Below are 13097 nucleotides of genomic sequence, written 5' to 3'. Positions count from 1 at the left end.
CGCCTTATTCGATCGAGCCGGGCTGAACCACGCCCGCAATATTTTTAATTTCCGCCCAGCGTTCGGCACTGATGCGATAGCCGGTACCTGGTCCCTGATAATCATTGATGTCGTTGACGGCGCTGACGACGTCGAACTGGCGATCCAGAATGGCCGACGTTTGCAGGTAATCACCGGTAACACGCTGTCTCAGCATGTTGAGGATATTGCTGGCGATGTCTTCGAAGCCGCTGCAACTCAACGCGCCGACGATATCCAGCCCGGTGATATTGCGCTTCATCATCTCTTCCACGGCAGCCAAATCCTCAACCACATTACGCGCAGGCATATCTTTGCTGCCGTGAGCATAAGTAGCGGCTTCGACTTCTTCATCGCTAATCAGCGGCAGGCCCAGTTCGCGGAACACCGCCTGAATGGCGCGTGCGGCCTTATTGCGAATGGCGATGGTTTCCTCTTCCGTGACCGGCCGCAGACCGCCGTCAACCATCAGATCGCGTTGCAGAATGTTGTAATCATCGAAATCTTCAGCGTCGAAGTTCGATCCGGCAAACATGTTGTCGTAGTTGGGTACCGCGCTGTAACCGGAGAAAATAAAGTCGGTACCCGGCAGCATCTGCATCAGGGTACGGGCAGTACGGCGAATATCGGAGTGGGAAAAGGTTTGGTCATTGGCGGAGGCCACTTCAAGGTCGAGCATTGAGGCAATCAGGTTTTCCGCCAGCACCGCGCGGATCCCTGACGGCACAGCGCCGGTCATGCCGATACAGCTGACCGCACCGTTTTGCAGCCCCTGTACGCCCGCACCTTTAGTGATAAAAATGCAGCGTGACTCCAGATAAAGCATCGATTTACTTTCGGAATAGCCCATCAGCGCCTCCGAGCCGGTGCCGGAGGTGTAGCGCATCTTCAGGCCACGCGACGCATAAGCCGAGGCGAGAAATGCTTTGGACCACGGCGTGTCATCACCGTCGGTAAACACCGATTCTGTGCCATATACCGACACCGTTTCGGCGTAGCTGGTAAGCCCACGCATGCCCAGCTCCAGCTCCGTGGCCTCTTCAACGGAACATTGCGTCAGCACACCGGGGCGACCGCACTGGGAACCCACCAGCAGTGCCAGGGCGTTAAACGGCGCGTAGCGGGCAATCCCGACCGTCGTTTCCTGCTCGGAAAAGCCGCGGATCCCCGCTTCAGCAGCGTCGGCGGCAATCTGTACCGGGTTATCTTTCAGGTTAGTCACGTGGCACTGGTTGGAGGGAGTGCGTCTGGCGCGCATTTTTTGTAGCGCCATCATCATCTCCACCACGTTCATTTGCGCCATCACTTCCACCGCTTTCGCCGGGGTGATGGCGGTGGTAATGGCAATAATTTCTTCCCGACTGACATGGATATCCACCAGCATTCTGGCGATCTCCAGCGCATCGAGCTGCATGGCGCGCTCCGCCTCGGCCACGTTAATCGCATAGTCGGCAATGAAACGGTCGATCATGTCGAACTCGGCGCGGCTCTTACCGTCCAGCTCAACAATACGACCATTTTCCACCTTCACCGACGACGCCGGATCGTAGGGGCTTTCCATGGCGATCAGCCCCTCTTCAGGCCATTCGCCAATCAGCCCATCCTGATTTACAGGCCGCTTCGCAAGCACTTCGAATCGTTTTGATCTTCTCATGATTTATTGACTCAAAAGATAAAAAATAGGGACGCTGGGCCATATTGCCGGGGACACAACACCCGGCATTCTCCTTTCATCAGCAATGGGCGAACTCTAAATGAGCAGAGCAATAAAAAAATAAAATTAATTACGTTCCAATTTGGCACCTAATAAAAACGCATCGTTTCATATTGAAACGCAATTCAGGAATATCCATCGTGAATTGTGACGAAGTTAAATGATCATTATCAATAAACACAAAACCGGGAAGGTGAATTTGATATTCCTGAAATTTCCGTCCTATTGACTTAATAACGTACGGCGAGAAAATAAGGTAAAGCCAATGATAAAAATAGCTGTTGCGCGATATGTTTCGTGACCTCAGCCCTACAATATTTTCAGGAGAGACTGTGAATAAGAGCCAACAAATTGCCACCATTACGCTGGCGGCTGCAAAAAAAATGGCGCAGGCCGTTGAGGCTAAAGCGCTTGAGATCAACGTTCCGGTGGTCTTTTCCGTGGTGGATCGCGGCGGGAATACGCTGCTAATGCAACGCATGGACGATGCGTTTGTCACCAGCTGTGATATCTCTCTTAATAAAGCGTATACCGCCTGCTGCCTGCGCCAGGGTACCCATGAAATTACCGACGCGGTACAACCGGGTGCTTCGCTATATGGTTTGCAGCTTACCAACCAACAACGAATTGTTATTTTCGGCGGCGGCTTACCTGTCATATTAAACGGTAAATTAATTGGTGCCGTTGGCGTGAGTGGCGGCACCGTCGAACAAGACAAATTATTAGCAGAAACCGCATTGAATTGTTTCTCTGAATTATAATTTAAATCTAAGAAGGTATATTATGAGCTATCGTATGTTTGATTACCTGGTGCCAAATGTGAACTTCTTTGGTCCCAATGCTATTTCCGTTGTCGGCGAACGCTGCAAACTGTTAGGCGGTAAAAAAGCGCTGCTGGTTACTGATAAAGGTCTGCGGGCTATTAAAGACGGTGCGGTAGATAAAACCCTCGCCCATCTGCGTGAGGCCGGTATTGACGTGGTGGTTTTTGACGGCGTTGAACCCAACCCAAAAGACACCAACGTGCGTGACGGTCTGGAAGTCTTTCGCAAAGAGCATTGCGATATCATTGTTACCGTCGGCGGCGGTAGCCCGCATGACTGCGGTAAAGGCATCGGTATCGCGGCGACTCACGAAGGAGATCTCTACAGCTATGCCGGGATTGAAACCCTGACCAACCCGCTGCCGCCTATCGTTGCGGTGAATACCACTGCCGGTACCGCCAGCGAAGTCACCCGCCACTGCGTGCTGACCAATACCAAAACCAAAGTGAAGTTTGTGATTGTCAGCTGGCGCAACCTGCCGTCGGTCTCCATTAACGATCCGCTGCTGATGCTCGGCAAACCCGCCCCGCTGACCGCCGCGACCGGGATGGATGCCCTGACCCACGCCGTGGAAGCTTATATTTCCAAAGATGCCAACCCGGTCACTGACGCCGCCGCTATTCAGGCTATTCGCCTGATCGCACGCAACTTGCGTCAGGCCGTAGCGCTGGGCAGCAACCTGAAAGCTCGCGAGAACATGGCCTACGCTTCTCTGCTGGCGGGTATGGCTTTCAACAACGCCAACCTCGGCTACGTTCACGCAATGGCGCATCAGCTTGGCGGTCTGTACGACATGCCACACGGCGTGGCGAATGCCGTACTGCTCCCGCACGTGGCGCGCTATAACCTGATCGCTAACCCGGAGAAATTTGCCGATATCGCAGAATTTATGGGCGAAAACACTGACGGACTTTCCACCATGGATGCCGCCGAACTGGCCATTCACGCCATTGCCCGTCTCTCCGCTGACATCGGCATTCCGCAGCATTTGCGCGATCTGGGCGTCAAAGAAGCCGATTTCCCGTACATGGCGGAAATGGCGCTGAAGGACGGCAACGCCTTCTCTAACCCGCGCAAAGGGAACGAGAAAGAAATTGCCGAGATCTTCCGTCAGGCATTCTGATAACGCAGGGGGCGCAATGTCACTTTCATCACCGGGCGTACATCTGTTTTATCACTCACGCTGGCAGGATACTCGCGTACTTGATGAGCTGTGCTGGGGACTGGAAGAGCAAGGCGTCCCTTGCCGGGCAATCTGTTGCGACGAGCATGACTGCGCGCTGGCATTGAGCAAACTTGCGGCCAAAAGCTCAACGCTACGTGTCGGTCTGGGTCTTAACGCCACGGGTGATATTGCGTTAACCCACGCCCAGTTGCCCGAAGATCGGGCGCTGATCCGTGGGCATATCCGCGCCGGAGCAGCCCAGCTCCGCGTCCTCGGTGCTAATGCTGGTCAACTGGTTAAAGTACTTCCCTTCAGCGAGATAAATTAAATGTACCGCATCTATACCCGAACCGGCGATAAAGGCACGACCGCGCTGTTTGGCGGCAGCCGTATCGACAAAGACGACATCCGCGTTGAGGCCTATGGCACGGTGGATGAACTGATTTCCCAGCTTGGCGTCTGCTATGCCAGCACGCACCAGGCTGAACTACGCCAGGATCTGCACGACATGCAAAAGATGCTGTTTGTACTGGGTGCGGAACTCGCCAGCGATGAGAAAGGACTCGCTCGCTTACAACAGCGTATTGGCGAAGAGGATATTCAGGCGCTGGAGCAGCTTATTGACCGCAATATGGCGCAAAGCGGCCCGCTCAAAGAGTTTGTTATTCCGGGGAAAAATCTGCCATCGGCACAGCTACACGTTGCGCGAACTCTGACGCGTCGACTGGAGCGGATCCTCATCGCAATGAGCAGAACGCTGACGTTACGCGATGAACCCAGGCGTTATATCAACCGACTGTCGGACGCGCTGTTTTCGATGGCGAGAATTGAAGAAACTACTCCAGATGCTTGCGCTTAAACTGGCTGGCATCAATGTCGTACTGCTTCATCTTGCGCCACAGGGTGGTGCGACCAATATTCAGCAGTTGCGACATCTCCTGCACGCGCCCGCTGGTGACGCGGGCAGCATGGATAATCGCCTCTTTTTCGATAGCGGTAAAGGTCAGGCTGGCTGGCAGCAGTGAAGACGCCGTCTCCAGACCCGGACGTTCGGCAAACAGATAATCCGGTAGATTGCTCAGCCGAATATGGCCGTTATCACTGCTGATGGCGATGTTTTCGATAATGCTGTTCAGCTCAAAGTCATTGCCCGGCCACGAATAGGCCACCAGTTGTGCCAACGCGTCGTCGTCGATCTTCAGACTGGATGAAAAGCGTTTTTTCAGGCTATTCAGCCGCGTATAAATCAGCGAGGGAATACTGTTACGCCGCGCCCGCAGCGGGGGGATCACTATCTCAAAAGAGTGCAGCGCATAATACAGCTGACGGCTAAAGCGGTTTTGCTCCACCAGATTGGCGAGATCAACCGTGGTGGTGGCGATCACTTTGACATCCACCGGAATCAACCGACGGGCATCCAGGCGGGTTAATACCCCCTGCTTGATCACCTGTAACAGCGCGGATTGCAGCTCCGGCGCCAGATATTCAATTTTTTCCAGAAACAGCGTGCCGCCGTTCGCCAGTTCAAGACGGCTCAACCGGCCATTTTCATCGTCGGTGGGCGCACTGCCCATAAAATCCTGCCCCAGCACGCTGTTGGCATACAGCTGACAGTTCACGGCGATATACGGCCCGCTGGCGCGCTCGCTTTCATTGTGAATGGCCTGACTCAGCAGCTCCTTACCAACGCCCTCTTCTCCGCACAGCAGGATCGGGAAACTCCCCCTCGCTGCCTGGCGTCCAAAGTGGATCAAGCGGCGGGTTTCCGGATCGTCAGTCGACATCTGCTCAAAGGTGTGACTCACCTTGCCGAGCTGGCTGGTCATCAGCTGGCGCATTTGCTCTACCGGATGCAGCAGCAGGATAAAGCTGTTGCCCTGCTCCTCAACAATCGGTTTCAGGGTGATGACGGCATCAACAAACTGATGTTGGCTTTCAAAGGTAACTTCGACGTGATTCAGGCCGCGGGCATGTTTGATCGCCCGGCGCAGCAGCATGGGGAGATTGAGCAGATCGTGAATGTTTTTCCCCTGACTGGCCTGCGCGTCGAGATGCAAAAGCAGCGCCGCACGCGCATTGAGGAACTGCAATACGCCCTGTTCGTTCCAGGCCATCACACCATCATCCATACTCTCCAGCAGCCCGTACATCTGGTTCAGATGGCGGTTGGATTCAGCCAGCAGGCTGTCGGTCAGCAAAGAGTTGCCGACTTCTCTGGCAATCGCCAGCGTCAGGGATAAATCAGAAACGCACTCATGTTCCACCAGACAGCACAGCGAGATGGAGCCGAACAGTCGACCATGATTATCGAAGACCGGCGTAGAGCAGAACGACCACGGATGTAGCGCCTGTTTAAAGTGCTGATCGCCAGAAGTTTTTGTCGGCTGCCCCGGCATCGTCGCCAGAGAAAGCGCACAGCTGCCAATAATGCTTTCTGCACAGTAGCTGCCGTCACGAAACCCAAGCTCCGCCAGCTGTTCCACCGTCTGCGGATCACCGCAACGGCTGAGAATACAGGCTGATTCATCCAGAATCAGCAGCGCGCACGGTCGGCCGTCCATAAACTCCCAGGCATCTTCCAGCGCAGCCTGAGCAATCGTCAGCAGCGCCGTCTTGCGACGACAAATCGACTCAAAGGTCAGCCCTTGCGCCTGATGCGGCGCCTGCCAGGTTTCCCGCTGCATAAACTTGCTGCAACGATGCCATGACTGGGCAATGACTGAAGAGACTTCCTTCCCGATGCTATGCGTGTGCGCCGTCATATCCCTTTCCGCTGTTTAACCATAGACAACCCCTCCGGCAGAGACTGTCAGAGGGGGAGAAGATGCCGGATAAAACTTACCGACGACTGATTAACGCGCCAGCCACTGCTGTCCCAGCAGATCTGCCGTCAAAATAGCGGCATGTACGCTTTCTGGCGTTACCGGGAACGGCATATTGTGGATGGTTTCACCTTCTGCACAGGTCGCTTTCGCCACCGCCATGATCTTGCCGTCAACGTCTTCTTTCACACCCATTTCCGCTAACGTTACCGGCAGGCCTACTTTCTGGCAGAAATTCAGCACGGTTTCGATCTCTTCCATCGGGCTGTTTTGCAGCACCAGTTGCGCCAGCGTACCAAAGGCGACTTTTTCACCGTGGTACAAATGGTGACACTCTTCCAGAATCGTAAAGCCGTTGTGGATCGCATGCGCCCCAGCCAGACCGCTGCTTTCAAAGCCGATGCCGCTGAGGTAGGTGTTGGCTTCAACAATACGCTCCAGCGCATCGGTCACCACGCCAGCCTGCGCGGCAAAGCGTGCCTTCTCGCCTTCCGCCAGCAGAGTATCATAGCACAGGCGCGCCAGGCTCAGCGCCGCCACGGTGGACTGTCCGCCCGCCATGCTGGTCGCTCTGGCGTCATAACAGGCTTTCGCTTCAAACCAGGTTGAGAGCGCATCGCCCATCCCGGCCACCAGCAGACGTACCGGCGCTTTGGCAATGATTGCAGTATCCATCACCACCATATCCGGGTTTTTCGGGTAGATCAGATACTCTTCAAACTCACCGGCTTCGGTATAGATAACGGACAGCGCGCTGGTTGGCGCGTCGGTAGACGCGATAGTCGGGATCACCACCACCGGCAACTTCTGGTAGTAACCAATCGCTTTGGCGGTATCCAGCGTTTTCCCGCCGCCAATCCCAACCACGCCGCGGCAACCGTGCTGTTTCAGAATGGCAATCAGGCGATTAATTTCAACATGGCTACATTCACCGTTAAAGCGTTCCGCATGGCAGCTAATGTCGTGGCTGTGCAGGCCGTTGAGTACTTTCTCTCCCGCCAGTTTCATCACGAAGTCATCCGCAATCACGAAAAAGCTGTCCGCCAGATTTTTAGCGTATTGACCAAACAAGGTGGAAGCGTCAGGACCCTGGAGATATTTGGCTGGAGATTGAATAACTTTTAGCATTCCTTTCATCCTCAAATAAGTACATGTTTTTACATGGTGAGCCCTGGCGTTAACCTGTTTGGCCTGATGCTGACGGCGAAAACGGGAGATACCGGAGCGATGCAATAACTGTATGGCGAGGCGTGCACAAAAAAATCTTTCGTCTTTTTGTTCTGATATGAAACAGATAAAAACGACACATGTTCCATATTGGAACGCTTAACCATAAAAAATATAAGGTTTGCGATCCCGATCCGTTCATTTGCCGCCAAATCTCCGGCACAGACGAATCTCACTTTCTCTTTTGCCCACTCACTTGCCAAAAAACCGGCAAAAAAAAGCTGACAGTGCCGTGTCAGCTGCATTCATCGCGAGAGAAAAAAGTCGAGCGAGCTCGCATTGTGGTTGTTCTCCGTTCTTTTAAGTTTCATTTCGGAACAAAAAACAACAACAACGTTCCGTAATGAAACTCATTTTAAGGTTGTTTTTTTCCGCGCTGACTTCGCCAGAATCTCTCTATCGCCTCCGCACCATGACCATGCTTCCGGGGGTTTGTCTTACACTCAACCTCAAGGAGCCGTTATGTCTCAATTCTTTTTTAATCAACGTACCCATCTCGTGAGCGACGTCATCGACGGTACGATTATCGCCAGCCCGTGGAATAACCTGGCGCGTCTGGAAAGCGATCCGGCCATTCGCATCGTGGTCCGTCGTGACCTCAACAAAAATAACGTGGCGGTCATTTCCGGCGGCGGTTCAGGGCACGAACCCGCGCACGTTGGGTTTATCGGTAAAGGCATGCTAACCGCTGCCGTCTGCGGCGACGTGTTCGCCTCCCCGAGCGTGGATGCGGTACTGACCGCCATTCAGGCGGTGACCGGTGAGGCGGGCTGTTTATTGATCGTGAAAAATTACACCGGGGACCGTCTTAATTTCGGTCTCGCTGCCGAGAAAGCCCGTCGCCTTGGTTACAACGTTGAAATGCTGATTGTTGGCGACGACATCTCCCTGCCGGATAACAAACACCCGCGCGGCATTGCGGGAACCATCCTGGTGCATAAAATCGCAGGCTATTTTGCCGAACGCGGCTACAACCTCGCCACCGTCCTGCGTGAAGCGCAGTACGCGGCCAATAACACCTTCAGTCTGGGCGTTGCGCTTTCCAGCTGTCATCTGCCGCAAGAAACCGACGCCGCCCCGCGTCATCATCCGGGCCACGCGGAACTGGGCATGGGCATTCACGGCGAACCAGGTGCCTCGGTCATCGACACCCAGAACAGTGCGCAGGTGGTGAGCCTGATGGTGGATAAACTGCTGGCAGCCCTGCCTGAAACCGGCCGTCTGGCGGTGATGATTAACAATCTTGGCGGCGTTTCTGTTGCCGAAATGGCCATCATTACCCGCGAACTGGCCAGCAGCCCGCTGCACCCGCGTATCGACTGGCTGATTGGCCCGGCCTCACTGGTCACCGCGCTGGATATGAAAGGCTTTTCACTGACGGCCATCGTGCTGGAAGAGAGCATCGAAAAAGCGCTGCTCACCGAGGTGGAAACCAGTAACTGGCCGACGCCGGTCCCACCGCGTGAAATCAGCTGTGTACCGTCATCTCAGCGTAGCGCACGCGTGGAATTCCAGCCTTCGGCGAACGCCCTGGTGGCCGGGATTGTGGAGCTTGTCACCACAACCCTTTCCGATCTGGAGACCCATCTTAATGCGCTGGATGCCAAAGTCGGCGATGGCGATACCGGTTCAACCTTTGCCGCAGGCGCGCGGGAAATTGCCAGCCTGCTGCATCGTCAGCAGTTGCCGCTGGATAACCTTGCCACGCTGTTCGCGCTGATTGGCGAACGTCTGACCGTGGTGATGGGCGGTTCCAGCGGTGTGCTGATGTCTATTTTCTTTACTGCCGCAGGGCAGAAACTGGAACAGGGAGCTAACGTTGCCGAAGCCCTGAATACGGGACTGGCGCAGATGAAGTTTTACGGCGGCGCAGACGAAGGCGATCGCACCATGATTGATGCGCTGCAACCGGCCCTGACTTCGCTGCTCGCACAACCGAAAAATTTGCAGGCCGCATTCGACGCCGCACAAGCGGGAGCCGAACGAACCTGTTTGTCGAGTAAAGCCAATGCGGGTCGCGCATCGTATCTCAGTAGCGAAAGCCTGCTCGGAAATATGGACCCCGGCGCGCACGCCGTCGCTATGGTGTTTAAAGCGTTGGCAGAGAGTGAATTGGGCTAAGCCATAAGTGCCTGATGCGCTGCGCTTATCCGGCCTACGGAGTACAAATCTTTGTAGGCCGGATAAGGTGTTTGCGCCGCCATCCGGCAATGTGCGCCGTGCCTGATGCGCTGCGCTTATCAGGCCTACGAGTGCAAACCTGTGTAGGCCGGATAAGGCGTTATCAGGCCTACGAGTGCAAACCTTTGTAGGCCGGATAAGGCAACGCCGCCATCCGGCAGAACGTTAACGATAAACGCGGATCCCGCCCTCTACGCCGCGGCTAAACAGCACCTGCCAAAGCTCAATATCTCTGGCGCGGAAAGCCCCTGCGCAGGCACATAAATAATAATTAAACATTCTTCTGAAGGTGGCGGAATAACGTGATGACAGCTCCGGCCAGGCCTGATTAAAGCGCTCATGCCAGGCCATCAGCGTTTTATCATAATCGCTGCCGAAGTTATGCCAGTCCTCCATCACAAACCGTGATTCGCTGGCCTCGGCAATATGGGAAATTGCCGGTAAGCAGCCGTTCGGGAAAATGTATTTATTGATCCACGGATCGACGCTCATCCCTTTTTTATTGCTACCAATGGTATGCAGCAGGAACAGTCCGTCCGGTTTTAAACAACGGTCGGCGATGCTGAAATAGGTGTCGTAGTTTTTAGGCCCGACATGTTCAAACATCCCCACGGAGACAATACGATCGTAGTGTTTATCAAGATCGCGATAATCCTGCAGCAGAATGTTAACGTCCAGCCCTTCACAGCGCTGCTGCGCCATTTTCTGCTGCTCTTTGGAAATGGTAACGCCTTCTACCGCCACGCCATAATGACGCGCCGCATATTCCGCCAGCCCGCCCCAGCCACAACCGATATCGAGTAAACGCATACCCGGTTTAAGCTGCAGCTTCTCGCAGATCATTTTTAATTTGGCATTTTGCGCATCGTCTAATGTGGTCGCGTCTTTCCAGTAACCGCAGGAATATTGCATATGCGGATCAAGCATCAGTGCAAAGAGATCGTTACCAATATCATAATGTTCTTTACCGACGATCCATGCACGGCTACGTGACTGCAAATTAAACAGGCGCGCGCTGGCAATGCGTAAAATATCTTTCAGATTACCAGGCATCTGCTGGTCGAGTTTTGCTCTCAGGATTTTACAGAACAGAATATCGAGCCGTTCGCAGTCCCACCAGCCTTCCATATAGCTTTCGCCAAGCCCTAACGAGCCTTGTTGCAATACCCGTTTAAAGAAACCGGTATGATGAAGTTGAATGTCCCAGGCGCGCGAGCCATTAATTCTGATATCCGCTTGCGAAAGCAGCTCTTTTCCCATTCGGGTCCAGTTATCATTTGTTTCATTGACGATGACAGCATCTGAACAAAGCGAGTTCATGGTATTTACCAAAAGTGGGCTAAAAATTATTACGCAAGATTATTATGGAAAAAAGAGTGTATGTATTATGATCCGCGGACAAGATCTATCGAGTAGCGGACACACCATCGGGAGTATTGACGATTCATTTATGGAAACTCTCGCGCAAAAACAGTGGAACTCCTTCCCGGATAACTCCATGACCGAACTGCCGCAGGACGTATTCTTTCGCTCATATGTCCTGGAAGCCAACCACCATGTACCGCAGCATTCACACTCTTTTATGCAGTTTCATTTCGCCCGCAAAGGCAGCATGCGCATTGATGTTGCCGGTAAGTGCTGGATAATCCCGGCGCATTATGGCATTTGGATCCCAAATAATACGGAGCATGCGGTTTGGGCATTAGATGATGTGTATTTAGAAAATCTGGATATTAAACCGGGCTTTCTTGAAGAGAGCATCAATGAATGCAAAGTAGTGGCTATCAGTGATTTCGCCAGAGAGTTTATTCATTACGCCACGAATTCAATTTCAGGCCATTATGATAGTCAGTCAAAAGAGGGCAAGCTGGTTAGTGTGCTCGTCGATATTATTCTGCAACTCCCGGAAGTCGCCTTTGTATTACCCTGGCCGCAGGATCGCGAATTAACCAAAGTCTGTCGAACAATACAAGAATCCCCCGCACTGGAGCATTCGGTTGAATACTGGGCGCAGCATCTGGGTATGTCTGCCCGTACCTTTTCACGCCATTTCAAAAAAGAAACTGGATTGCCTTTCAGCGTCTGGAAGCAAAAAATGCGCATACTTGAATCGGTATTAATGCTGAAGAAAAATAAAAGCGTAACCGCCGTGGCGCTCGACGTGGGGTATTCAAGCACCGCGGCATTTAGCTACGCATTCCGCCAGGCGTTTGGCGTTCCGCCGTCTAATTACTGATTAACGACGTTGATGCCAGTATGCCGCTGCGCGAACCCGTTGCTGATCGAACGCCTCGGTTTCAAAGCGAGCACTCAGGTTTTTAACCACCTTGCCTTCACCAGTGATCCAGATGTAATAATCGTCTGCGGGCACGCTTAGCCGCGATAAGTGTTCATTCACCGCCTGCTCGTCATGACCGATAAACCACTGAATGGTAAACCCGTCGAGATGGGCTAAATAGTCCTGGTACGCCGCATCCTGCACGCTAACCAGCGCCGTAACGTGCGGACGTACCGCCAAACGGCAGAGCGACTCCAGGCGTCGGCGCAACGCGGGCATTCCCGACTCATCACACACGTAAACCTGATACGCATAGTCCTCTGGTACCACCAAAGAACCGCGCGGCCCGCCGATCGTAAGCTTGTCACCCTCACGGGCATTCATCGCCCATGTACTTGCCACGCCGCCGTCATGAATATAGAAATCCAGTGCCAGCTCATGGCGCGTTTCGTCATACAACGGCGTGTAGTCACGGGATAACGGACGTACGCCGTCAGCCCAGACAATGCCTTCATCGGTGACAACCGGCGGTACAAAATGGCTGCCCGGTTCAGGGAAAAAGACCTTGGTATGGTCGTCAAAGCCGCGTGAGCTAAAACCGTCCAGAGCGTCACCGCCCAGTACAATACGCTGAAAGCCCGCGCTAATACGCTCTACCCGCAGGACAGTAAGTTCTCGAAAACGCAGTTCATTGCGAACGCGCTGTGGGTAGCGTGAGGTGTTTTTTGTCATTTTTTCGCCTTCGTGAAAATAATAAGATATATCTAAACTCATTTTCAAATGATAATGATTGCTAATCAAAAAGATTGCAAGCACTTTTTGATATAGTTGAGTTATGAATACCCCGCTATCACATTCACATAAAAAC

The 13097-nt window shown here is 53.4% G+C and carries 11 protein-coding genes; 6 read left to right on the top strand and 5 right to left on the bottom strand.

Annotation, left to right across the window (positions count from 1 at the left end):
* Positions 1–4 precede the first annotated feature (4 nt).
* Positions 5–1672: a propanediol/glycerol family dehydratase large subunit gene (locus IB222_RS03130; RefSeq protein WP_057067396.1), complete on the bottom strand. Its 1668-nt coding sequence runs from the start codon at positions 1670–1672 to the stop codon at positions 5–7.
* 392 nt (positions 1673–2064) lie between these two features.
* Between IB222_RS03130 and IB222_RS03125 the strand changes: the two genes are divergently transcribed.
* The 4 genes from IB222_RS03125 to IB222_RS03110 are packed head-to-tail and all read left to right on the top strand — an operon-like array spanning position 2065 to position 4580.
* The gene (locus tag IB222_RS03125; RefSeq protein WP_149384528.1) at positions 2065–2493 is read left to right on the top strand and encodes a heme-binding protein; all 429 of its coding nucleotides are present in this window, start codon (positions 2065–2067) and stop codon (positions 2491–2493) included.
* 22 nt (positions 2494–2515) lie between these two features.
* On the top strand, positions 2516–3679 hold the full coding sequence (gene dhaT, locus IB222_RS03120) for a 1,3-propanediol dehydrogenase (protein WP_003024734.1): 1164 nt from the start codon (positions 2516–2518) through the stop codon (positions 3677–3679).
* 16 nt (positions 3680–3695) lie between these two features.
* The gene (locus tag IB222_RS03115) at positions 3696–4049 is read left to right on the top strand and encodes a glycerol dehydratase reactivase beta/small subunit family protein (RefSeq protein ID WP_003828507.1); all 354 of its coding nucleotides are present in this window, start codon (positions 3696–3698) and stop codon (positions 4047–4049) included.
* A complete protein-coding gene (locus IB222_RS03110; RefSeq protein WP_149384527.1) occupies positions 4050–4580 on the top strand; it encodes a cob(I)yrinic acid a,c-diamide adenosyltransferase in 531 nt (176 codons plus the stop codon).
* Here the strand turns inward: IB222_RS03110 and dhaR are convergent.
* Both dhaR and IB222_RS03100 read right to left on the bottom strand, forming a co-directional pair.
* Positions 4558–6483: a dihydroxyacetone kinase operon transcriptional regulator DhaR gene (gene dhaR, locus IB222_RS03105; RefSeq protein WP_043017717.1), complete on the bottom strand. Its 1926-nt coding sequence runs from the start codon at positions 6481–6483 to the stop codon at positions 4558–4560. The genes IB222_RS03110 and dhaR overlap by 23 nt on opposite strands.
* Positions 6484–6573: 90 nt before the next feature.
* A complete protein-coding gene (locus IB222_RS03100; RefSeq protein ID WP_003024745.1) occupies positions 6574–7671 on the bottom strand; it encodes a glycerol dehydrogenase in 1098 nt (365 codons plus the stop codon).
* 561 nt (positions 7672–8232) lie between these two features.
* On the opposite strand from IB222_RS03100, the gene IB222_RS03095 reads away from it, so the two are divergent.
* Positions 8233–9891 carry a glycerone kinase gene (locus IB222_RS03095; protein WP_149384525.1) on the top strand — a complete coding sequence of 553 codons (1659 nt, stop codon included), beginning with the start codon at positions 8233–8235 and terminating at the stop codon, positions 9889–9891.
* Positions 9892–10116: 225 nt separating this feature from the next.
* On the opposite strand, the gene cfa is transcribed toward IB222_RS03095, so the two are convergent.
* Positions 10117–11271: a cyclopropane fatty acyl phospholipid synthase gene (gene cfa, locus IB222_RS03090; RefSeq protein ID WP_032934180.1), complete on the bottom strand. Its 1155-nt coding sequence runs from the start codon at positions 11269–11271 to the stop codon at positions 10117–10119.
* Between the two features lie 67 nt (positions 11272–11338).
* Here cfa and IB222_RS03085 point away from each other — a divergent pair, with 67 nt between their 5' ends.
* Entirely contained in the window at positions 11339–12187 is an 849-nt protein-coding gene (locus IB222_RS03085) for a helix-turn-helix transcriptional regulator (protein ID WP_003828520.1), read from the top strand.
* On the opposite strand, the gene IB222_RS03080 is transcribed toward IB222_RS03085, so the two are convergent.
* Complete coding sequence (locus IB222_RS03080) at positions 12188–12961, bottom strand: siderophore-interacting protein (RefSeq protein WP_149384524.1); 774 nt, start codon at positions 12959–12961, stop codon at positions 12188–12190.
* Positions 12962–13097: the final 136 nt, after the last annotated feature.

It is taken from the genome of Citrobacter sp. C13 (assembly GCF_014596815.2).
GTDB lineage: Bacteria > Pseudomonadota > Gammaproteobacteria > Enterobacterales > Enterobacteriaceae > Citrobacter > Citrobacter portucalensis.
Note: the sequence above shows the minus strand (reverse complement) of the source record. Positions and strands in the feature narration are given on the sequence as shown.